The sequence below is a fragment of the Maribacter algicola genome (assembly GCF_003933245.1).
Taxonomy (GTDB): Bacteria; Bacteroidota; Bacteroidia; order Flavobacteriales; family Flavobacteriaceae; genus Maribacter; species Maribacter algicola.
Window position 1 is genome coordinate 258,649 of the sequence record NZ_QUSX01000002.1, and the last position, 23,531, is coordinate 282,179.

Sequence of the window (23,531 nt, forward strand, 5' to 3'; positions counted from 1 at the left end):
GGTCAATTTATTAAATTGATCTGTAACAAAGCAGAAAAGCCAAAAACTTAAAACCTGAAGCTTTTTTTATTGATTTGATAATAAATGAGCGCAGTAGTTTTTTATCCGATTACCTTGGATTCCAATCGCTCTTCCTTGATCGAACAATTTTTTGAATAGACATAATAGCTATGATTCCGCTCATCCAAAGAAACGGAAGTATGCACTTCTTCGTTGATAAAATGAATGGCCGAGCGGTCGTCACAGGCGTAGCCGTCGCTAAGCTTACCAGAGCGAATATTATTGTGATACAAAGGACGTCTTGAAGTTTCAGAATTGTAATGCGGACAATGGCTTTTGTCAATGAAAGACATCCCGTTTACTATACTAAGTTCCTTAGGTCTTGAATCCGTAGTACCCGCATTGAACCAACAGAGTGAGCCCGCACTGCCACCACCCATGACCACCCCAGTATCATAGGCCTTTTTGAGGGCTATGTCTATACCTTGGGCCTTCCAAATGGCCAACATGTTCAAAGTGTTGCCACCGCCAACCACAATGGCATCCATTTTTTGGATGATTTCCTCAAAGCTTTCTTTTTGGTCGTAGGAATTGATCCAAACGCTCATAACATAGGGTACAACATCGATTTGGGAACAGACCTCATAAAAAGACTTTATATACTCTGGATCTTCTCCACTGGCCGTGGGAATAAAACAAAGATTGGGGGTTTCCTTACCGGTAGCTTTGGCCATATAGTTCAAAAAGGGAACCGTATGCCTTCCACTACCATAAACGAGTAACTGTCTTTTCATTTGGAGCGTTTATAATTTCAAAGATACACAGATGATTTACAAACTGTAAAAACCGACAGTTTTACTCGATAATCAAGATTTAAATGCTCTGACGGGTGCGTCCAAACCTAATGTAAAGGTTGTTTTCAATACCCCGTGGGCTTACTCCGAGGTGGTTCACTGGGAATCCGAATTTCTATGCCCCTTAGGTTTACTACCCCTAAACTTGGATGTACCGGAGCTATTCCTATTCTTGTTCCGGTTTCTATTTCGGTTCCTATTATTGTTTTGATTGGTTTGTGAAGTTTTGTTCGGTTTCTGACGTACAGGCTGTGCGTCCTTTTCGGTCTCGGAATCATCATCCACAAATTGATGTTCCGGCATACGTGGAACGGGCTGTTTGATCAGTTTTTCTATATCTCGAAGATAAGGACGTTCCTCCTTGTCACAAAACGACAATGCAATTCCGCTGGCACTGGCCCTTCCGGTTCTTCCTATTCTGTGTACGTAGGTCTCAGAAACATTGGGAAGGTCATAATTTATCACCAATGAAAGTTCGTCCACATCAATGCCCCTTGCCGCAATATCGGTAGCAATCAAAACCATTAATTTACCGTCCTTAAAATCCCCCAAGGCCTTCTGCCTTGCGGTCTGGGATTTGTTCCCATGTATGGCCGCCGATTTGATACCGGCCTGCGATAATTTTTTTACAATTTTATTGGCACCATGCTTTGTCCTGGAAAATACCAATACCGAATCTTTGGGGCGTTCCTGGAGCAGATGTGTCAACAGTTTTGGCTTGTTCTTTTTACTCACAAAATAGACGCCTTGCTCCACCTTTTCGGCAGTGGCCTGTTGAGGTTTAATGGTTACGCGTTCAAAATCGCCTAACATAGCCTTGGAAAGTTCCACGATATCTTGGGGCATCGTGGCAGAAAAAAATAGCGATTGCCTTTTTGGGGGCAATTTGGCGATGATCTTTTTTACATCGTGGATGAAGCCCATATCCAACATTTGGTCCGCTTCGTCCAACACAACAAATTCTAGATCCTTAAAAGTGATATACCCCTGGTTCATTAAGTCCAATAGCCTACCTGGTGTGGCAACGAGGATGTCCACGCCACTTTTTAGGGCATTTACTTGTTTACCTTGTTTTACACCACCAAAAATCACGGTGTTTTTGAGTCCTGTGTATTTGCCATAGGCCGTAATACTTTCCCCAATCTGTATGGCCAATTCCCGTGTTGGGGTCACGATCAAGGCCTTGACCTTTCTGCTGTTATCCCTCAGGCTTATTCCCTCGTAAAGATGATGTAAGATAGGAATACTAAAGGCTGCTGTCTTACCGGTGCCCGTTTGGGCAACTCCTAGTAAGTCTTTCCTTTTAAGTAAAATGGGAATCGCTTGTTCTTGAATGGGAGTGGGGTGTGTGTACCCTTCTTTTTGTAAGGCCTCCAAAATAGGTTCTGCAAGGCCAAGTTCTTTAAATGTCATTTATTTTAAATAAGTGGCAAAGGTAGGGTTATTTGTGTTAGTGCGATTGCTGGTTGTTCGTTATTGGTTGTTCGTTGTTAGTTGTTCGTTGCTAGTTGCTCGTTGATTGATGTTGGTTTGGGGGTATTCAACCTATTTAATTTAAATTCTGAACTTTAACTTGAGTTTGAACTTGCGCTTGGACTTTGAACTCCGAACTTGAACTTCCCTTCAAAGCCCCACAACGGCAGCTTCGGCACAGCGTTCCCCGTCCATGGCCGCTGAAACGATACCCCCTGCAAAACCACCACCTTCACCACAGGGGAAGAGTCCCTTTATTTGAACATGTTCCAAAGTTTTGGTTCTTGGGATGGTAACGGGGGAAGAGGTTCTAGATTCTACGCCAACGATATTTGCCTCTGCAGTGTAATAGCCATGCATTTTTTCTCCGAAGGCCTTGAATCCTGTTCGAAGGCGACTTCCAATAAGTTTGGGTAGCAGGGAATGCAAGGGTGCGGATTTTAAACCAGGCTGGTAGGAAGTCGGGTTTAAATCAGTAGAAAGTCGTCCTTCAACAAAGTCCGTCAGTCGCTGCGCCGGTGCTGTCTGTGTCCTTCCCCCTGACGTAAAGGCCAAGCGCTCCAAGTCCTTTTGATATTCAAGTCCTTTTAATGCCCCAAAGTGTTCGTATTTGGGAATGTCCTTGTCCACATTAATCTCCACCACAATGCCCGAATTGGCAAAGAGGTTGTTGCGTTTGGATGGGGACATCCCATTCACCACAACTTCACCTGGGGCGGTCGCAGCCGGTACTATGAAGCCACCGGGACACATACAGAACGAATACACTCCACGGCCTTTCACTTGTTCCACCAAACTGTAGGAGGCAGCGGGTAGTAAAGTATTCCTGTGACCGGAACAATGGTATTGAATACTGTCGATGATTTCTTGGGGATGTTCCACCCGTACACCCATCGCATAGCTCTTCGCCTCCAAGGCAACTTTCTTTTTGTGGAGTAGTTCAAAAATGTCTCGAGCGGAATGTCCGGTGGCCAGAATGACCCGTTCCACCGCTATTTCACTTTCGTTTTGTAATACAATGGATTTTAATCGGTTGTCCCTAATGTTGAAATCGGTGACCCTAGTATTAAAATGGACTTCGCCCCCAAATTTCAAGATGGTTTCCCGCATGTTCTGAACGATTTTAGGCAATTTGTTCGTACCGATATGCGGATGCGCATCCACGAGGATATCTTCCTTAGCACCGTGATGGACAAGGCTTTCGAAGATACGTCTTACATCACCGCGTTTTAAGCTACGGGTATAGAGCTTACCGTCCGAATAGGTACCCGCACCACCTTCGCCAAAACAGTAATTGGAATCCTCGCCTACTACATGGTCTTGATTGATGGCCTTGAGGTCACGTCTTCTGTCCTGTACATTTTTGCCACGTTCAAAAACAATAGGTTTAAAACCAAGTTCCAGACAACGCAGGGCCGCCCACATGCCTGCGGGTCCAAATCCTATGATATGGATGGCTTTGGCCTTGGAAACATCTTGATAGTCAAATGTATATTCGGTTTTATCCAAGGTTTCGCCCTTCATGTAAACCGCCAGTTTATAATTAAAGTAAATGGTGGGCTTACGAGCGTCTATGGATTTCCGAAGGATTTTAAAGGTAAATTCACTGGCGGGCAGCCCCAAATGAAGGGCAATTTTTTGCTCGAGCATATTTTCAACCTCCGCTTCCTCTAGGCTGAGCCGCACCTGAATATTTCTGATCATGATGGCAAAATTACTCCAAAGAAATGGATACTTAGTGCGGTGCGAATTCCTTTTTGTAAGCCGAAGGTGTTCTACGGGTGATGGACTTAAATTGTTTGTTAAAGTTGGATAGGGTCTGAAAACCGCTTGAATAACAGGCCTGGGAAGCGTTCATCTTTTCTTCCAATAGCAATTTGCATGCATGCCCGATTCGTATTTCACTAACAAACTCTGAAAAGGTTTTGTTGGCATGTACCTTAAAATAGCGGCTAAAAGAAGTAGGCGTCATATTGGTCAATTGCGCCAATTCATCCAATGAAATTTTATTTCGAAAATTTTTCATGACGTAGGCGTATACGGTATTCATGCGTTCCGTATCTCCTTGCTTTAAGGAATTAATGTATCCCGGACTCGCCAAGAACTCTATTTCCTTGGTTTCGCTCATTAGGTTTAAAATCCTTAATAGCCCAAGCACGCTTTCCAAACCTTCCAGTTTTACTAGGTTTTGCATACCCCGTTGAACTTCCTGTGCGGTTTTTCCCTTGATCAAAATTCCCCTGACGCTTTTTTCTAAGAGCTGTTTTAGTTTAAGGCCTTCTTCCTTTTGCAATAGGTTTTCCCCAATAGCATTTCCATTAAAATAAACTACAATACCTTCAGAATACGCATCTTGTCTATTTTTTTGTGACTCAACATCGCTTCTCCATAAATGGGGCAAGTTTGGACCGGTAAAGGTGATTTCCCCCTCTTTATACGGCCGTATACTGTCCCCAATAAACTGTGTGCCCCTACCTTTCACGACCATAAATAACTGGTACTCGGGATGAAAATGCCAATTGGGGTCGAACAAGGGTTGTTTTAAACGCTTGGTTAACAAGGCATGGGTTTTAGGGATAGGGGATTTTTCTAACGCTAATTTCAAACTTCGATTTGGTTAAGAGATTTGGTTTTAACGAAAACAGAACACTTATTTATCAGTAAAAATACTGTTTTGTTTTTAAACATGACAAAATACAGTCAGTATGAGACAAATGAAAGGAATTTAATGTGTCAAATTATGATTAAAATTGGTACTTAATTTAATATCTGGCATTTTATGAAGACGTTTTATAAGATTTGTGCAGTATTTTTTGGTGTTTTTATACTGATAACAAGTTGCAAATCGGAAAAGAAGGAAAAGGCATATAAGGACGATGCTCCCCGAAGAATAGAAATGTTATTTCTAGGGCATTCCATTGAACATCACAATTCTGGTGCTTACTTTCCCATATTGGCTTCGGCTTTAACCAAAGAAGGCATCAATATTACGTACACGGAAGATGTAAACGACTTAAATCCAGAGGAATTATCGCTTTACGATGGACTGATAATTTATGCCAATCACGAAGAAATAACAGATGCACAGGAAAAAGCCTTGTTGGATTATGTTCGGGAAGGCCATGCATTTATTCCTATTCATTCGGCCAGTTTTTGTTTTAAAAATTCACCGGAATATATAGACTTGGTCGGGGCTCAGTTCATGAGTCACGAGACGGGCACCTTCACGGCTGAAATTGTAGATAAGGAGCATCCGATCACAAAGGATTTAAAACCTTTTGAAACATGGGATGAAACCTACGTACACGATAAAATTGCGGATGATATTCACGTTTTAATGGAACATGTGGAGGGCGACCATAGGGAACCATGGACCTGGGTTAAGAATTATGGGGAAGGAAAAGTGTTCTACACGGCATACGGACACGACGAGCGCACTTGGAACAACCCTGGTTTCCAAAATTTGGTCAAGGAGGGAATTCTTTGGGCCGTTCCGGAAAATGCAAAAGAGAATTGGATGGCTTTCGCTACCGATATTCCTACCTTGAAATATGAGGATAGGGAAAATATTCCTAATTACGAGAAAAGGGACCCCGCTCCTAAGTACCAATTACCCTTATCCCCTGAAGAATCCCAGAAATTCATTCAGGTGCCCGCTGGCTTTGAAGTCGAATTATTTGCATCGGAGCCGGATATCATTAACCCTATTGCCATGAACTGGGATGAAAAAGGCCGGCTTTGGGTGATTGAAACGGTGGATTACCCAAATACAGTACGAAACGATGATAGTATAGGTGATGATAAAGTAAAAATTCTAGAGGATACTGATGGTGATGGTAAGGCCGATAAGGTAACAGTCTTTGCGGATAAACTGAACATCCCTACCAGTTTTGCTTTTTACGATGGCGGTATCGTAGTCTCCCAAGCACCGGAATTCATCTTTTTAAAGGATACGAACGGGGACGACAAGGCAGACGTTCGGGAGACCCTAATAGAAGGCTGGGGTACTTTTGACACGCATGCAGGTCCTTCCAATTTACAGTATGGTATAGACAATCAATTGTATGGGGTAGTTGGCTATTCCGGATTTGAAGGCAAGATTTTTGGACAGGATTTTAAATTCAACCAAAACGTGTATAGGTTCAATCCTAAAAAAAGCACCTTTGAAGTATTGACTAACACCTCCAATAATACGTGGGGATTGGGATTGACCGAGGATAATTCAATCTTCGCATCCACCGCAAACAATACGCACAGCGTTTTTGTGGGCATTCCCAATGCCAATTTCACCCATGTTAAAGGGATTGGTACGGATGGTAGTGCCAAAATAGACGGTCACTATGAGATGCAACCTATTACCCCCAATTACAGACAGGTCGATGTTTTTGGTGGCTTTACCGCCGCTGCCGGACATCATTTTTACACCGCTAGAGAATATCCAAAGAAATATTGGAACAAGATAGCGTTTGTGTGCGAGCCCACGGGGGGCTTGGTGCACCAAGCAAGAATCGTAAAGGATGGCGCAGGATATGTAGAGGAAGATGCCGGTAATCTTTTTGCGTCAGCCGATGAATGGTCTTCCCCAGTGGAAGCCAAAGTGGGTCCGGATGGTGTGGTCTGGGTCGCGGACTGGTACAATTTTATCGTGCAGCACAATCCCACCCCAAATAAGGATAGGGGCGGTTACGATGCAGAAAACGGGGATGGAAATGCTTATGTGAATCCATTACGTGATAAGTCCCACGGAAGAATATATAGGATAGTTCCCAAGTACGTTTATGACTATGAACCGATGCAATTGTCCAAGGAAGACCCAGATGCTTTAATAGAGGCCCTGAGTAACGATAATCAATTTTGGAGATTGACCGCTCAACGGCTTTTGGTGGAACGAGGAGAAACAGATGTTTTGAACGACCTGTATAAGTTGGCGAATACAAAAGAGGTTGACAGCGAAGGCTTGAATAATGCTGCGTTACATGCACTTTGGACAATTGATGGCCTAGGTGCATTGGAATCGGATAGTAATGCCCTAGGGGTTGTGAAAGGAGCACTGTACCATAAGGCTGCCGGCGTTCGTAAAGCGGCCATTCAGTTATTGCCCCGAAATGATGATTCTGACGATGCCTTGTTCAAGGCGAATACCCTGAACGATCGCGAACCGAATGTACAGCTAGAGGCGCTGCTTTATTTTTCGGAAAGGCCGTCCTCACAAAAGGTAGGTTCTTTGCTATATGATCTTGGCAGAAACGAAGCTGTTCTAAACGATGAATGGATGTTCAAAGGCATATATGCTGCAGCTGCCCAACATAGTGATGGGTTTTTAAACGCCTTTACAAAGGACAACCCAACGTATAAAATGCCTGAAACAACTACCAGTGATATGGGATCAATGGATTACAGTGATTCGGATTGGGAGATTATGGATTTACCGCAATACATAGAGGATGCAGGATTGGATATAGACGGGGTCATCTGGTTTAGAAAGGAAATCTCTTTACCATCCTCGGCTGCGGGTAAAGTAGGTACAATTTCCTTGGGTCCCGTTGATGATTCCGATGTAACCTATATCAACGGAACCGAAGTTGGAAGTATGGCGGCCAGCTATAAATCCATGCGAAGTTATGATATCCCAAAAGGGGTTTTAAGAGCAGGGAAAAATGTAATAGCCGTACGTGTTGATGATACGGGGGGTGAAGGCGGAATTTATGGTAGAAGTTGGTCAATGAACATCAGGGTTGGTGAAGAACGGTACTCATTGGCCGGACCATGGAAGTATAAAGTGGAAAAGAATTATTCCAACAAGATTGTAAAAACATATACAGAAGCGGATTTGGCCGTATTGCTCATGAAGAATTATGGAAGTGAAGGTGGTGTTTCTGCCGATATGACTGATGAAGATTTTTCCAATGCGAAAAAAATCGTTATAAAAACAATAACGAACGAGATGAAATACGATGTTACCAAGTTTGAAGTGAATGCTGGTGAACAGGTGGAATTGATATTGGAAAACCCTGATTTTATGCAGCATAACCTCATTATAACCAAACCTGGTAAAAAGGAAGTGGTAGGTGCAGCAGCGGATAAAATGGCAGCGGACCCAGATGCGGCGGAACTCTTTTACATTCCACAGACTGATGATGTATTGTTTGCAACTCCGTTGTTAAATCCAAACGACACCTATTCGTTGAAATTCACGGCACCAACAACGCCCGGTGAATACCCGTTTATATGTACGTTCCCTGGTCACTGGAGAATCATGCAAGGGGTAATGGTCGTAAAATAGTATCCAAGATTTAGAATGGGAAGTATGAAGAACAAGATAAATTTTGGTGTAAGTACGTGGCTTTGGCAATCGCCCTTTACTACGGAATCGATATCGTTATTTCCTAAAATCAAGGCCATGGGTTTTGATGTTGTGGAAATTCCCGTCGAGGCCCCTGCTTTAATTGACGTAAAAATTGTAAAACAAGCTTTGGACGCAAATGGCCTTGAACCAACCATATGTATCGTTTTTGGAGATGATAAGGATTTGACCTCTGAAGATAAGAGCCTGCACAAAAATTGTTTTGAACATGCGGAACAGTGTTTTTCCTTAGCTTCAGAGCTTGGTGTATGTTTTGTCGCGGGCCCGTTATATGCGGCGGTAGGGAAGGCACGGTTGGCCCCTGCCGACAAAAAAAAACGGGAATGGGAACGTTCCGTTTCCAATCTTAGGAAGCTTTCGGCCATCGGTAAAAACCATGGTCTTGAAATTGCCTTGGAACCGCTGAACCGATTTGAATCGGACTTAATCAACACCACAGAGGACGTGGTACGCCTCTTGGATGCCATCAATGAGGACAACATGAAAATCATTCTGGACAGTTTTCACATGACCATTGAGGAACGGGATATTCGCAAGGCCATTAATTTGGCCGGTGATAGATTGATTCATGTTCAGGTATCCGAAAACCACCGGGGGATTCCCGGCACGGGTTTGACACCTTGGGCCGAATTCGCAAAAGGATTAGAGGACGTGGATTATGCAGGGGCCTTGGTCATTGAAAGCTTTACCCCGGAAATACCGGAATTGGCCGCAGCCGTAAATATTTGGAAAAAACTGGCGGACACACAGGATGCATTTGCATCTGAAGGATTGAAATTTTTAAAGAATACGTTTAAGTAAAATTGAAAAATATGAGTACAAAGAAAGTGAAGGTAGCCATCATCGGTTTGGGTTTTGGTGCAGAATTTATTCCTATATATCAAAAGCACCCTAATGCGAATTTAGTAGCCCTCTGCCAACGAAGCGAGGCCAAATTGAACGAATTGGCGGACGCCTTTGGAATCGACAAGAGATATACCTCTTATGAGGAATTGCTTAAAGACCCAGAAATTGATGCCGTGCATATCAATACACCGATACCAAACCATGGGGAACAATCCATTAAGGCTTTAAAAGCCGGCAAGCACGTGGCCTGTACGGTACCTATGGCCACCACGGTTGAGGAATGTGCCGAAATTGTTCGACTGACCCAGGAAACCGGACTTACCTATATGATGATGGAAACGGTGGTCTATGCCCGGGAATTCTTATATATGAAAGAGCTCTATGAAAATGGGGAGTTGGGCAAGGTTCAATTTTTAAAGGCAAGTCACCAACAGGATATGGACGGATGGCCCAATTACTGGCCCGGATTGCCACCTATGCACTACGCAACGCATTGTGTGGGACCTGTATTGGCGTTGACCAAAGGCGAAGCGGAATATGTTTCCTGTTTTGGTTCGGGTACAATAAGGGAGGAATTGATCAAAGAATACAATTCGCCGTATGCCGTGGAAACCACCCATATAAAATTCAGGAATTCCGATTTGAGCGCGCAGGTATATCGGTCCCTTTTTGATGTGGCACGGCAGTACCGCGAGAGTTTTGAAGTCTATGGTTCCAAAAAATCAGTGGAATGGCCCTTGATAGAGGGAAAACCATTGGTAGTACATACCGCAAAAAAACCGGAACCCGAAATTCCGGAAGAGATTGAAAGTCCAGATTACGCCAAATTGTTGCCCAAGGAAATCCAACATTTTACTACCCAAGGGGTTTATGATTCCGAGGAGAATGAACATTTGTCCTTTACCCAAGGAGCGGGTCATGGCGGTTCGCATCCGCACTTGGTGCATGAATTTGTGGAGGCCTTGGTCGAAGATCGTTCACCTTATCCCAATGCCAAGCAATCGGCCAATATCACATGTGTCGGGATTTTGGCACATGAATCGGCACAACAGGGTGGGGCCATCATTAAATTGCCGGAGTTTACGCTTTCTTAGCCTTGGGTTATCGAATAGAGGACCGATGGAAACATCGGTCTTTTTTATTGAAATCATCCTTAATTGTCGAATAATTTACATTCCAGTATGTAAAATCTACAATTGGGTAATACTTTTTATAAATTGCGGCATCGTTCCAGGAAATTTGAACAGCAAATTAATGTTTGACCCAATGAAATGTCTTTTTACCATTTTAGGTTTTTTTTGGTTAACCCTTGGAGCGGCACAAACCGCCGCCATGGGTACTATTGAACTGGAGATTACCGGAATGGAGAATGACGAAGGCCAGATGTTGGTGGGACTTTACAATTCTGAGGAAGGTTGGTTGCTAAAGCCTTTTAGGGGAGCTTTCGGTAAAATAGCCAATGGTGTCACCACGGTTATTTTCAGGGATATTCCAGAGGGCGTATACGCCATTTCCGTGTTTCATGATAAGGACAACGACGGAAAGCTCAACAGGCTTTTTGGACTTCCTACGGAACGTTTTGGAGCCTCCAACAACGCACCTTCAAGATTTGGTCCCCCTAGATGGCGGGACGCAAAATTTCAGCTATTGGGTGGAACATTGAAACATTCAATTCAAATTCACTAAAAAGCTGTTCAAAATGAAGAAATTTATCGCACTGCTCATGGTAGTGTTCACTACCAGTGCCTGGTCACAAGACCAATTTACAAAGGGAATGCAAAAGGCCTTTGCCCTTTGGGGGGAAGGAAAGTCCATGGAAGCCTCTAATTTGTTCGAAAGAATAAGCAATGCAGAGCAAGACAATTGGCTGCCCTATTATTATGTAGCACAAATCAATACCATCAACTCTTTTGGCGAAAAGGACGAAAAAAAATTGAGACAACAATTGGAAAAGGCCCAGGAATTTCTGGACATCGCCAAGCGTATATCGCCCAACAACCCAGAAATCATGGTGCAACAGGCCATGACATATACAGCGTGGATTGCATACGATGGGGCAACGTATGGGATGACCCATTCAGGAAAGGTGGTTGCCCTTTATACCGAAGCGCTTAAAATTGCACCGGATAACCCTCGGGTAGTATTTTCAAAAGCGGAATGGGACATGGGTGCCGCTGCCTATTTTGGGCAGGATACCGCTCCGTTCTGCAAAGATGTGGAACGCTCGTTGGAACTTTTTACTAACTTTAAACCAGAAGGGCCCTTTTACCCCAATTGGGGTGAGGATAGGGCGAAAGAGACCCTTACGGGGTGTAAAGGATAATGTTTCACTATGGATGCATCAAAAGATTTGGAACGTGATGTTAAGCCTTCCTTTGAAACCATCAAGAAGGTTCTTAAGATAAGCCTATACATAACCCTAGGTATCTCCTCCGTTAATATATTTTTCGCTTTTCAAAATGGGTTCATTTGGCAAAATGAATTGGAGGATGTAGCCATAACCTTTGTATATGCCCTTACAATTACCGCGTGCAACATCTATTACAACGACTACCTTTCCCAAAAGTTTAGTTGGGAGACCCAAACCCAAAAACGACTTTGGTTTGGTGCGATCGGGTCTATTTTATTGACCGTACTTTCATACGGCCTTGCCAGAATCTTCGTGGAGGTAGGTTATTTTGGGAATAGTTTCCTGGATTTCTTTAAGAACGAGAATTATGGTACCTATATCTACACATTACTAATCGCCATTTTGGTTTCTTCAATTTTGCATGCATTTTACTTTTATAAGGCATTGCAGGATAGTAAGGTAAAGGAGCAAAAGGTCATAGCGGGGACGGCATCGGCAAAGTTCGATGCTTTGAAGAACCAATTAGATCCCCACTTTCTATTCAATAGCTTGAATGTGCTGACAAGTTTAATAGAGGAGGATCCAAACCAAGCCCAAAAATTCACCACTTCGCTTTCCAAAGTGTATCGGTATGTCTTGGAACAAAAAAATAAGGACCTGGTATCAGTTGATGAGGAATTACAATTCGCCAATACCTATGTAAAGCTTTTGAAAATGCGATTTGAGGACAGTATTATTCTGGATATACCTGAAAACGCAACCAATCCTGAAGCTAAAATCGTGCCACTGTCCTTGCAGTTATTGCTCGAAAATGCCGTCAAACATAATATAGTGAACAGTGCCAAGCCCCTCTATATAAAAATTTTCGAGGAAGACGGAAACTTAAAAGTGACCAATAACCTTCAGGAAAAGCAAGTGGTCAAGAAAAGCAGTGGGGTGGGCTTACAGAATATTCAACAGCGTTATGAGCTATTGAGCAACCGCAAAATGGAAATCCATAAAACCGACGGTAATTTTACCGTTGAACTTCCCATGTTGACCCAAAAAGTTTCCGTTGTGGAGACCCAGGAGGAATTCATCGAGGACAAACGCTATCAAAAGGCGAAGGAGAAAGTGGAAAATATCAAAGGCTTCTACGTAAACCTTATAGCCTATTGCATCGTAATTCCATTTATGGTCTATTTGAACCATAAGACCACAAGTTTTCCCTGGGTGATATTTCCGGTAGTCGGTTGGGGTTTTGGTCTGTTGACCCACGGTATGGAGGCCTTTGGCTATCACCCTATCTGGGGGAAACGTTGGGAAGAGCGCAAGCTCAAGGAGCTTATGGACAAGGATGATTTCTGATGGTTTCCTTGACGGATGCCTTCTTACTTCCAAGGAAATCTCCTTTTAATAGACATCGTTTTCCATCCCTACCGCTTCGGATGACAGTTTATCCTTCAAATTGTACAATTGGGTAAACCACTTTTTCAAAACCCCTGATATTCCCTGAAATTTGATGTATTAATAAAAAATAACCGGAAGGAATACCTTCCATAAAAGAAAGAATCATGGAAAATACAAGCGATTACAGATACCGAAGGGCCAAGGAAAAAGTGTCCGAAATCAAAGGTTTTTATGGCAATTTATTGGCGTATTGCCTCGTCATTCCGTTTTTGATTTGGATCAACTATCAGACTACCAGTTTTCCCTGGGCCTTCTTTCCCGCTTTTGGCTGGGGTCTAGGATTGTTGGGCCATGCGGCCAATGCCTTTGACTATAACCCTTTTTTTGGAAAGGACTGGGAACAAAGAAAATTGGAGGAGTTTATGAAAAACGACGAACTTTAAAGAAAACGATACCTTTAAGGTAAATGAAGAATCAACAAACGCAACGTCATGAATAACAGAGATCAAGAATCAAAATACTTTAGGGCCAAGGAACGGGTGGAAAACATAAAAAAGTTCTATACAAGTGCACTTTCCTATGTCATCTTCATTGGCTTTTTGGCCGGCCTAAATTATTGGATAGACGAATGGGAATATCCGTGGTTTTTGTGGGCCGCTTTCGGGTGGGGCATAGGGCTGGTTTTCCAAGGAGTAAAAGCTTTTGGATTTAACCCGATCCTGGGAAAGAATTGGGAAGAACGTAAAATTAACGAACTGATGCGGGAAGAGGAGGAACAAACAAAATGGAAATAATGGAAAGAGATCAAAATAAATTGGAACGTGCCAAGGAAAGGTTAGAGGAACTTAAAGGTTTTTATTGGCATTTGGCATCTTATATTGGTGTTAACAGCTTTATAAGCATTTCCACCATTATTGGAAGAATGAATAACGGAGCCGATTTTTTGGAAGTACTGGACTTTGGAACCTTTGCAGTATGGATCTTTTGGGGAATCGGATTATTTTTCCACGGCATGAAGGTGTTTTCTTATAATCCAATTTTTTCAAAGGAATGGGAGAAACGACAGATTCAGAAATATATGGAACAGGATAAGCGTGAAGCGGAAAAATTCGGTAGGCATGGAAGATAGTTTAAAACAATCGGAGAAATATAAAAAGGCCCAGAGACAGGTCCGGCAAATCAAAAAGTTTTATGGACATTTAAGGGTATATATCATTATAAACGCTCTGTTGATAATGGTAAAATTAAACCTGTTCAATTGGTTCAAAGGGGAATATGATTGGATGCAGGACCCAAACTTTAGTGGTTGGGTAAGTTGGAACGTTATAGGGACTCCCGTCCTTTGGGGAATTGGTCTATTGGGGCATGCAATCTATGTTTTTAGGTTTAAATCGAAATCATGGGAGGAACTAAAACCAACATTCATCAAGAATTGGGAGAAAAGGCAATTGGAAAAATTTTTGAAAGAAGACAATAAAGACTAATGGAAGCTATGGGAGATGGTAAAAATGCGAGATTGAAAAGAGCCAAAAAACGGGTAAAGAAAATAAAGGGATTTTATACCCATCTCACAGTGTATCTACTGATAAATTCTGCCCTTTTGCTTATCAAAATTGTTGGTAACGCCCACTACGGCGAAAGCTTTATGGGACCGGTATTGCACTTTAGTACGTTCGGAACCTGGTTATTTTGGGGAATTGGCCTTTTTTTTCATGGAGTGAAGGTTTTCTATGGACGTACGCTATTTTCAAATAAATGGGAGGCACGTCAGCTGGAAAAATTTTTGGAAGAGGAAAGGGGAAATTCGGAAAAACATTTATGACATGGAAAACTTTATAACCCTGCTTATTTACATACATGCTTTTTTTGGAGGTCTGGCCCTCTTGGCCGGTTCTTTAGCCATAGCTTCAAGAAAAGGGAAATCGCTGCATAAGGCCAGCGGGCGACTTTTTTATCATTGCATGTTGGCCTCAGCGATTGTGGCCTTGATCATTTCAGTGTTACCAGGTCATGAAAATGCATTTTTATTTGCAATAGGTATGTTTAGCTGCTATTTGTTGCTGGCGGGGTACCGTGGCCTAAGGTTTAAGAATAGTACAATGAATTTAAAATTGGATAAGCTTATTTCCTTGTCTGTCGTGTTAGTAGGTCTCTGTATGGTGTTTATGCCACTGGTTTTTAACCATGGTCTTCATATTGTTTTGCTACTATTTGGGTCCGCTGCAATTATTTTCGGGATTCGGGATTTGAGAATTTTCAATAAACCTGAATCCTTGAGGGAAAATTGGTTGCGGATTCACATAGGTAAAATGACAGGTGCCTATATAGCATCCTTTTCAGCTTTTTTGGTAGTAAATCAATTTTTTCATCCATTGGTAAATTGGCTATTACCAAGTATATTGGGCAGTATATTTATTGCCTATTGGATTCGAAAATCGAACCACAAAAAGAAGTTAGAAACAGAAATATCGTAAGATGAACGTAATTATCATAGAGGACGAAAAACCGGCGGCCAGAAGACTGGGCAGGCTATTAGGGGAATTGGAGGTGGCCGTTTCCACCATGTTGCATTCTGTGGAGGAATCCATTGCATGGTTTCAAGAAAACGAACATCCCGACCTTATTTTTTTGGATATTCAGTTGTCCGATGGGCTGTCTTTTGAAATTTTCGACGTGGTCGATGTAAAAAGCGCTATTATCTTTACGACCGCCTATGATGAATATGCCCTACAGGCCTTCAAGCTCAATAGTATCGATTATTTGCTCAAGCCTATTGATGATGAGGAATTGGAAAGTGCCGTAAAAAAGTATCGAAGCCTAAAGCCCGAGTCCAAAAAATTGAGTTTGGATTTTGAGGATATCAAAAAGCTTTTGGTGAACCCCTTGGAGAGGGAGTACAAAAAACGGTTTACCGTGAGGGTAGGACAGCATTTAAAAATCATAAACGCCGATGATGTGGAATGCTTTTATAGTGAGAACAAAGGCACCTACGCGGCTACTTCAGACGGAAGAAACTATTTATTGGATACCACCCTTGAAAACTTGGAAGAAGAACTGAAACCCGATACTTTCTTCAGGGTAAGCCGCAAGTTCTACGTAAACATCAATTTTATAAAGGATATTATATCCTATACCAATTCCCGCTTGCAAATTAAGTTACATTCCTTTTCTGAACAGGAAATTATCGTGAGTAGGGAACGGGTCAAGGACTTTAAGTTGTGGTTGGAGTAGTGGGATGGTTTATAGTTCAAAGTTCAAAGTAATGAGTTAAAAGTTAAGTGCAAAAAGGAATAAGTTTTTTTCCCAACAACCAACAACTACTCCTCATTTTCCACCCGGTTTTCATCAAAGGCAGACGGTAATAATTTGGGTATCAACTTGATAAATATCGGAAGCAAAATAGCCCCACCGGGGAGCAAAAAAATAGCCAGAGAGGGTATGCTTTTAAAAATATCCAATAATTGGGACTGAACCTTTTTCTTTTCTTCTTTCGTAAGGTCCCTGACCGTAGATTTTGAAAGTAAGGCCACCAGTTCCGCACTTTCTGAAAGTTCTTTGTGCAAACGTTTCCTGTTCCTAAGGATGAGCCTGTTCACAAGTTTGGACATACTGTCATAGAACTGTATGGCCATATTTTGTTCCTGTAAAAACGGGATGGTATCCTTATTGGAATGTATAAAATTGGATACATGTGCCAAGGACCCCTGTATAATTTCCGCATCCAATTTTAAGTCCTTTCCTAAATCGTATATAAATTCGGATTCCAGGTAATCCAAGGAGTGGTCTTCCCATACGGTAAGGCAGGCAAGATAGAATAGATACCTATTTTCCCATACGTCTTGATTAACAACAAGTTTTTTTCTGTAGGTCCCATCGAATTTCTTTGAGTCGCTATTGATAAAAGTGAGGGAGGAAGCCAGCAATTGGGCCAATTTTTCGTCTTTTTTGTTTTTCTGCTTTGAATTTAAGGCATGGTAGGTAATGTTGATGGCCAAATATTCCAACAGTTGTGCATGTTTCTTGATTCCCTTCACTTGTAACAAATATCTTCTGAAAAGCAGGGCATCCAGGAATAAAAGGGAATTCGTTATGGAACCATTGAAGGTTTTGCTTATGATATTATCCTCCAAATAGATGCGGGAATCCAGGATTTTCTCGAGCTTTGATGAGGTTTTATTTCCTGTGAATAGCTTCCCCAAAAATGAAACCTTGTTCACCTCCAAGGTCTCGTAAAACTTGAATATCTCCTTTAAAAATAATTCAAAATCAGCACTTTGCGTTTCTATTTTAAAAGTGAAATATAAGGTGGTCAGTAAGTTAATCTTGGCTTTTTCATCTTCGGAAAGGGCATGTTCCGGCGATATGAAATCAGGATATCCGGCATTGATACCGTAAACGAATCCTGTGTTTTTCAAATCCTCGAACAGAATTTCAAAGGTATCGTATTTCCCTTCGTGGTTTTTGACCAACGATCCAAACTTATCTATCCAGCCCTTAGCGGATGGGTTCATGTCCTAGTTTTTGAAAAGGCAAAGGTAGCCAATTGCGTATTCAGAATACTTCTCAAAATTGTTATACAGATGACATTTTAATATGGATTAGCACTATTACTGTTCAACTATCGTGGCTGGTGGTTTTTTGACAATTCAACGGAATGTAAGAAGCCCCGAAATATCGTATTAACAAAAATTTAACATTTGGAACAAAACCCATTTGCATCTCCTCCGTAGGTAGGGATGATTCTAATCTAAAAAACAATAACAATGAAAAAGACAAAACTTTTAATGGGCCTCGGAGCTTTGGCATTTGTGTCGGCAATACTGGTGGCGGCAGATCACATCGATGCTCCGGATTCCATGGGAACCACTGCGGACATAGCGGATTTTTATGCTTTTGAACCTTCGGAAGGTTCAGACAATACGGTATTTGCCGTGGACCTTCAATCCAACGTACTGCCAGATTTGGCATACGGCACGTTTGATGAAAATGTGTTGACCGAAATTAATATCGATACTAATGGGGATTTAGTTGAAGACCTGGTTATACAAGCGATTCCTAGGGATGGAAAAATGTATTTCTTTGGGCCGGTTGCTCCAGCCGCTACTGGAATCAGTGGTCAAGTTATGGTGGACAGCCCTTTGGGTTCCGTTGATATTTCTTCCCATGTAGCCATCGTGGAAACTACTCCAGATGGTGTTTCCTTGTTTGCAGGGCCAAGACAGGACGCTTTCTTTTTTGACTTTTTCCAGTTCAATGCCGTTATAGGCGGAATGGCTCCGGGAGGATTTAAACCCGCGGGTGACCCTAATTCGACCGATGATGACGATACCACTGCTGTAGATACTTTTGATGGCGCCAACACTATGTCCATAGTAATAGAAATACCCAATACTATGCTCGGGGAAACTACCGCTACAAATGCCTTGGGCCTTAACGTCTATAAGACGTGGGTTACAACAAATGCCAAACAATAATTAACGAACTAAAAGATAAACAGATGAAACTAGAAAATATAAAATACGTATTCCTATCATTTTGCGCAATGACCGTTTTGGCATCCTGTAACAATGACGATGATTTTACCCCACCTATGGCGATGGCTACTTGTAATGATGGCATGATGAACGGTGATGAAACCGGAGTGGACTGTGGTGGATCATGTACCCCTTGTGAGGATGGAATGGCACCCATGATGCCTGACTTTTCTGGGACCTATACCCAGATTGATTTTATGGGAAGACCTGGAATAAATACGGTATTAAGTGCTGATGATGAAACAAAAAACGCACATAATAGGGCCATACCTTCTGAGATGGGAGCCATGTTTCAGGCCGGTTTTCAAGCCAGATTGGAGGCTTACCACGATGTATATGCCAATTTATTGGGTGCAAACCCAGATGACGTTAACTACGAACCCAATATACTTGGTCTGGATGCCGCCACACTAACGGGGTATTTAGCGGCAGATGTTCTTGAAGTGGCTCCGGATTTGCCCACTACGTATTTTAATCCGGGAACGGATAATGACATGGATGGAAGGATTTTGGTGCCGGATGGAGATGAGGTGGCATTGACAGGAAGGACCCCACAGGATGATGTCATCGATATTTCATTGATTTTACTCTTCGGGGGTATGGAAGGTGACCGATTTAGCGGTCAAGATACCGATATGGATGGAACTCCGGATTTACCACGATTAACATCCGATGGTGTTGGACTTACCGCCGATGTTTCCACAACATTCCCTTATTTGGGAGCTCCTGAATAAAGACTATGAAAAAGAGGAGCAAAGGGGGAGTCTAATACCTCCCCCTTTTATCTAAACGCTTGAAACACTCCTAAAAACACAAAATGAAACCTTACATACCTATATTGGCTCTTTTTCTCATATTCTCCTGTAAAAATGGGGAACATGATATCGTGGCCCATGCAGATGATTACAATAAATTTTTAACCGCTGTACCCACCAAGACCACTTCAAAATATTTTGAACTTTGGAATGGAAAGATAAGACCGGATAGCATGCAGCTTACCAGTTTTGGTATTGTTGGCGGGGAGTACAGCAGATATTTTAAGGAAACCGGTGATATAACCTATTTAAAAAAGGCGGAGCAGAGCCTTACAAAAGCGGTTGAAATTGCGTCTATCGGTAGGGCAGGATATAGAAGGTCCTTGGCACGAAATTATATTTCCCAGCATCGGTTTAAGGAGGCCTTGGTGATGGCTACCGAAGCTAGAAAGTTGGGTGCTGACCCAAAGGAAAGTCAGTTCCTGCTTTTTGATGTCCACATGGAATTGGGAAATTATGGGTTGGCGGAGAAATATCTGGACAGTACAAAAAACCTTAAGGATTTTGGATATCTAATCAGATTGGCCAAATGGAACGATTATAAGGGCGACTTGGATGCGACCATTACCTTTATGGAAAAAGCGAAAACCATTGCCTTGGAATCCAAAAATGAAGCCTTGACTTTATGGAGTTTGACCAATTTGGCCGATTACTATGGGCACGCCGGGAGATTGAAAGATTCCTACGAACACTATTTAAATGCTTTGGAAATCGACCCCAAAAATGCCTATGCCAAAAAGGGTATTGCCTGGATTATTTTTTCTAACGACAAAAATCCGGAGGAAGCCTTAAGAATCCTTGATTCGGTCACCATGACGTATAACGCTCCGGATTATTATTTATTAAAGGCCGAAATAGCAGACTATATGGGAAACGACCTTGTCCGACTCAAAAATTTAAACGAATATTTTCAACGCGTGGAGAATCCGTCCTATGGAGGTATGTACAATCTCTACAATTTGGGATTATATATTGATGAGACTAAAGAATATGAAAAGGCCTTGAAATTGGCAAAACAAGAGGTCCAGAATAGACCAAGTCCAGAGTCCTATAGTTGGTTAGCGTATACCCATTTAAAAATAGGAGAAAAGGATAGAGCCAAGGAATTGATGGATGCTTACGTAGTGAACAAAACCTACGAGCCTGCTTTGTTATATCATGTTGCAGCGGTGTACAAAGCCCATCACGATGTTCAGAAAGTTCAGGAAATAAAGAATGAACTTATCGGGGCGATCTATGAGCTAGGTCCCCTAATGGAAAAGCAAATTCAGGACTTGTAATTGGTAAATTCAATTTTCATTTTCAGTTTGTTTTCAGTTGGATTGTTTTGTTGAAATCGCCATGGCGCTATGTCATGGCGTTTTTTGATATGCATTTCATCGAAAAGTTACCCAATTTTAACAATGGATAGGATGAAATGTATATATTTATCGATGAAATACATTCAATATCTATTTTAATAGCCCCAAAACTTTAAAATAGTATACGAATTTAACCGAACCAAACCTTTTAAAATTCACGTGTTATGGAATACCTACTCTTTTCTTTGTGGATTGCAATCATGGTCATTATGCTCGGAAAAACCATTTTGGCACATCGTTCACTCAAAAAAATGCTTGATAGGAAATAAAACTACGCTTCCCTAATCAGTTTTCGAATTAGCACCGGTAATAGCAGTAAATCCAGTACCAAGGCCGTTACCAAGGTTACACTTATAATCAAACCTATGGTGATACTGGGCTGATGAATGGAAAACAGCATGACCATGAATCCGAAAAAAAGGATGATTGTAGTAATGACAAGTGCCCTCCCGGTATGGGCGAAAGTCTTTTCCAATGCTTCCTCTTGGGTAAGCCCTTGGCTTATCCCTAACTTATATTTGCCTAAAAAATGTATCGTATCGTCTACGGCAATGCCAAAAACAATAGCGAATACCACTGATAAGGAGGCTTCCAAAGGTATGTTCAGAAACCCTAGGACACTTCCCGCAAAAAGAATGGGAAGTATATTAGGGATGAGGGAAATTAGGAACATTTTAAAATTTCTAAAAACAAGAACCATTAACAGACCAATAAGAAGGAGTCCGTAGAACAGTCCCTCCAATAGACTGCTCCGTATATACTCAGAGTTTTTGTCCAGCAACATACTTTTCCCGGTAACCTTGACCTCTATTTTGGTCGTGTCCAACTTCGTTTGGGCGAAATTTTCAATCTTTTCATATACCAATTTCAAATTGTCCGTACCAATATCCTGTAATCTTCCATTTATACGCGCCATGCTCCCATCGACATTGACGAAACGCTCCAGCTCCTTTCTTCCCAATCTACGGATATCCTTCTTGTACTTCTCAAAAACCGATGCGTTCTTAGGCATGGTCAGAAAATCAGACTTATTGACATTGTTCGCCTTGTGCAGAATTTTAAATGGTAAATTCGAGGATTGTAGGTTTCCTATGGAAGGCACCGTTTTGAGGTAATCCATCAATTTTTCAATTTCCATGGCTACCTGATAATCCAGCACGGAGAAATTGTTTTGGGCCATTACCGCAATTTCCAATGGCCTAAATCCGGCATAATTTTTCTGAAAAAAATCAAAATCGGAGGCGATTTCACTTTTATTGGGGAGGGTTCTTTTAAACTCATAATTGGTGCTTACCAAACTGATGCCCCAGAAGCACAGACCTGCAAAGACCACGGTGCCAAACAATATAGCCTTTGGATGTATTTTGGTAAAGTGATTGATGGCCAAGAGATAGTTCACCCATTTTTTGGAAACACTTTTCTTTCCCAAGAGTACTTTTTTAGGAAGACTGACCAAAAGGGAGCCCGTGAAGAAAATTACGGTGATATAGGCCACAATTACACCAATGGCGGCATTGATACCAAATTCCTGGATACTCACGAGTCGGGACGATAAAAGGGTAACAAATCCTACCGCGGTGGTTACTGACGTGAGCAAGGTGGTAAGTCCTACTTCGCTCAAAGATGATTTTATGGCCGTATACCTTTCCGCTCCAGATTGAATTTTGCGTATAAAACTGTCCGTAATATGGATAACATCCGAAGTACCCACAATGAGCATCAGTACGGGATAAAAAGCCGCCATGGCATTGAGTTCCTTGCCCCAAAGTGCCAATATGCCCATAAATAGTAAAAGAGATAGACTTATAGAGGCCATGGAAATTAAAACCAAGGGCAAACTTCTGTAGACCAGTAGGAGTATGATCAACACCAAAATAGCTGCTATGACACTGGTTTTGAGCACTTCACTTTTTTGCATATCCACAATGGCCTCCAAAAAAAAGGCCCTGCCCAAAATATGGTACTCTTCTAATTCATGTGTTTTTAAGGAAGTCCTAATTTGAGATAACAGGAGTTCACTTTGTTCATAGTTTAGGTCATCCAAGGTTCTTAGTGCCACGACCATGGAGGTACCATTTTCATCGATGAGGGAGTTGATGAATAATGCGTCTTCCTTTATTTTTTCCCAATCCTTGGCGTAGGCCATACTATCTTCAATATGGATGATGGGTAGGGTAGTATAGCCAAAGGAGGTTTTAAGCGGGTAGGATAGCGAGGTTAACGAAGCACTTTCCGTGACGTAATCAAAATCCTTACTTGCATCTGAAAACGCATTGAATCTGTTCAAAAACCCCGGTTCAAAAACAGTTGGATCTTGTTCTATGGCAATCAATAGGAAATTATCATCGGTACCGAATTCCTCCACAAACCCTTTATAGAATTCAAGGTCCTGATCTTCTTCGGGAAAAAATTGACTGAAGTCGAATGTAAACTTTAGATTTGGGAGTAAAGAAGCTGCAAAAATCCCTAGTCCAACAAATAAAATGATACAAATTTTTTTTACCAGGGATAGGTGGTTCATAAAGTGAATCTACTGCATGGGCAG

At 41.9% G+C, this 23,531-nt stretch carries 22 protein-coding genes; 16 read left to right on the forward strand and 6 right to left on the reverse strand.

The window, feature by feature from the left end:
* Window positions 1-101: 101 nt before the first annotated feature.
* The 4 genes from DZC72_RS10330 to DZC72_RS10345 all read right to left on the reverse strand — a co-directional run bounded on the left by DZC72_RS10330 (window position 102) and on the right by DZC72_RS10345 (window position 4,932).
* Complete coding sequence (locus tag DZC72_RS10330) at window positions 102-794, reverse strand: Type 1 glutamine amidotransferase-like domain-containing protein (protein ID WP_125222855.1); 693 nt, start codon at window positions 792-794, stop codon at window positions 102-104.
* Window positions 795-950: 156 nt separating this feature from the next.
* Window positions 951-2,267, reverse strand: coding sequence for a DEAD/DEAH box helicase (locus DZC72_RS10335; protein ID WP_125222856.1), 1,317 nt, complete (start codon window positions 2,265-2,267; stop codon window positions 951-953).
* Between the two features lie 210 nt (window positions 2,268-2,477).
* The gene (locus DZC72_RS10340; RefSeq protein WP_125222857.1) at window positions 2,478-4,031 is read right to left on the reverse strand and encodes an NAD(P)/FAD-dependent oxidoreductase; all 1,554 of its coding nucleotides are present in this window, start codon (window positions 4,029-4,031) and stop codon (window positions 2,478-2,480) included.
* Between the two features lie 31 nt (window positions 4,032-4,062).
* Window positions 4,063-4,932 carry an AraC family transcriptional regulator gene (locus DZC72_RS10345; protein ID WP_125222858.1) on the reverse strand — a complete coding sequence of 290 codons (870 nt, stop codon included), beginning with the start codon at window positions 4,930-4,932 and terminating at the stop codon, window positions 4,063-4,065.
* 174 nt (window positions 4,933-5,106) lie between these two features.
* On the opposite strand from DZC72_RS10345, the gene DZC72_RS10350 reads away from it, so the two are divergent.
* From DZC72_RS10350 to DZC72_RS10410, 13 genes are all read left to right on the forward strand, one after another.
* Window positions 5,107-8,610, forward strand: a complete 3,504-nt coding sequence (locus DZC72_RS10350; RefSeq protein ID WP_125222859.1) for a PVC-type heme-binding CxxCH protein — start codon at window positions 5,107-5,109, stop codon at window positions 8,608-8,610.
* 24 nt (window positions 8,611-8,634) lie between these two features.
* Window positions 8,635-9,492, forward strand: a complete 858-nt coding sequence (locus DZC72_RS10355; protein ID WP_125222860.1) for a sugar phosphate isomerase/epimerase family protein — start codon at window positions 8,635-8,637, stop codon at window positions 9,490-9,492.
* Between the two features lie 11 nt (window positions 9,493-9,503).
* The gene (locus DZC72_RS10360; RefSeq protein WP_125222861.1) at window positions 9,504-10,631 is read left to right on the forward strand and encodes a Gfo/Idh/MocA family oxidoreductase; all 1,128 of its coding nucleotides are present in this window, start codon (window positions 9,504-9,506) and stop codon (window positions 10,629-10,631) included.
* A gap of 172 nt (window positions 10,632-10,803) precedes the next feature.
* A complete protein-coding gene (locus DZC72_RS17785; RefSeq protein WP_165869307.1) occupies window positions 10,804-11,223 on the forward strand; it encodes a DUF2141 domain-containing protein in 420 nt (139 codons plus the stop codon).
* Between the two features lie 13 nt (window positions 11,224-11,236).
* Complete coding sequence (locus DZC72_RS10370; protein WP_125222863.1) at window positions 11,237-11,860, forward strand: hypothetical protein; 624 nt, start codon at window positions 11,237-11,239, stop codon at window positions 11,858-11,860.
* Window positions 11,861-11,869: 9 nt separating this feature from the next.
* The gene (locus DZC72_RS10375) at window positions 11,870-13,234 is read left to right on the forward strand and encodes a 2TM domain-containing protein (protein ID WP_125222864.1); all 1,365 of its coding nucleotides are present in this window, start codon (window positions 11,870-11,872) and stop codon (window positions 13,232-13,234) included.
* Between the two features lie 206 nt (window positions 13,235-13,440).
* On the forward strand, window positions 13,441-13,719 hold the full coding sequence (locus DZC72_RS10380; protein ID WP_125222865.1) for a 2TM domain-containing protein: 279 nt from the start codon (window positions 13,441-13,443) through the stop codon (window positions 13,717-13,719).
* A gap of 48 nt (window positions 13,720-13,767) precedes the next feature.
* Window positions 13,768-14,070: a 2TM domain-containing protein gene (locus DZC72_RS10385; RefSeq protein WP_125222866.1), complete on the forward strand. Its 303-nt coding sequence runs from the start codon at window positions 13,768-13,770 to the stop codon at window positions 14,068-14,070.
* A complete protein-coding gene (locus tag DZC72_RS10390) occupies window positions 14,070-14,405 on the forward strand; it encodes a 2TM domain-containing protein (RefSeq protein ID WP_125222867.1) in 336 nt (111 codons plus the stop codon). Before DZC72_RS10385 ends, DZC72_RS10390 begins: the two co-directional genes overlap by 1 nt.
* A complete protein-coding gene (locus DZC72_RS10395; protein ID WP_125222868.1) occupies window positions 14,395-14,760 on the forward strand; it encodes a 2TM domain-containing protein in 366 nt (121 codons plus the stop codon). Before DZC72_RS10390 ends, DZC72_RS10395 begins: the two co-directional genes overlap by 11 nt.
* Window positions 14,760-15,098, forward strand: coding sequence for a 2TM domain-containing protein (locus DZC72_RS10400; protein ID WP_125222869.1), 339 nt, complete (start codon window positions 14,760-14,762; stop codon window positions 15,096-15,098). Before DZC72_RS10395 ends, DZC72_RS10400 begins: the two co-directional genes overlap by 1 nt.
* A gap of 1 nt (window position 15,099) precedes the next feature.
* A complete protein-coding gene (locus DZC72_RS10405; protein WP_125222870.1) occupies window positions 15,100-15,750 on the forward strand; it encodes a DUF2306 domain-containing protein in 651 nt (216 codons plus the stop codon).
* Between the two features lies 1 nt (window position 15,751).
* Window positions 15,752-16,507 (forward strand): LytR/AlgR family response regulator transcription factor, encoded by a 756-nt coding sequence (locus DZC72_RS10410; protein ID WP_125222871.1) that lies wholly within the window; start codon window positions 15,752-15,754, stop codon window positions 16,505-16,507.
* 86 nt (window positions 16,508-16,593) lie between these two features.
* On the opposite strand, the gene DZC72_RS10415 is transcribed toward DZC72_RS10410, so the two are convergent.
* Entirely contained in the window at window positions 16,594-17,787 is a 1,194-nt protein-coding gene (locus DZC72_RS10415) for an LETM1-related biofilm-associated protein (protein ID WP_125222872.1), read from the reverse strand.
* Between the two features lie 252 nt (window positions 17,788-18,039).
* Between DZC72_RS10415 and DZC72_RS10420 the strand changes: the two genes are divergently transcribed.
* The 3 genes from DZC72_RS10420 to DZC72_RS10430 all read left to right on the forward strand — a co-directional run bounded on the left by DZC72_RS10420 (window position 18,040) and on the right by DZC72_RS10430 (window position 20,905).
* Complete coding sequence (locus tag DZC72_RS10420) at window positions 18,040-18,750, forward strand: DUF4331 family protein (protein WP_125222873.1); 711 nt, start codon at window positions 18,040-18,042, stop codon at window positions 18,748-18,750.
* 23 nt (window positions 18,751-18,773) lie between these two features.
* Window positions 18,774-19,544 (forward strand): DUF4331 family protein, encoded by a 771-nt coding sequence (locus DZC72_RS10425; protein ID WP_243641716.1) that lies wholly within the window; start codon window positions 18,774-18,776, stop codon window positions 19,542-19,544.
* Between the two features lie 83 nt (window positions 19,545-19,627).
* The gene (locus tag DZC72_RS10430; RefSeq protein WP_125222874.1) at window positions 19,628-20,905 is read left to right on the forward strand and encodes a tetratricopeptide repeat protein; all 1,278 of its coding nucleotides are present in this window, start codon (window positions 19,628-19,630) and stop codon (window positions 20,903-20,905) included.
* Window positions 20,906-21,257: 352 nt separating this feature from the next.
* Here the strand turns inward: DZC72_RS10430 and DZC72_RS10435 are convergent, their stop codons facing one another.
* A complete protein-coding gene (locus tag DZC72_RS10435; RefSeq protein WP_125222875.1) occupies window positions 21,258-23,507 on the reverse strand; it encodes an efflux RND transporter permease subunit in 2,250 nt (749 codons plus the stop codon).
* Window positions 23,508-23,531: the final 24 nt, after the last annotated feature.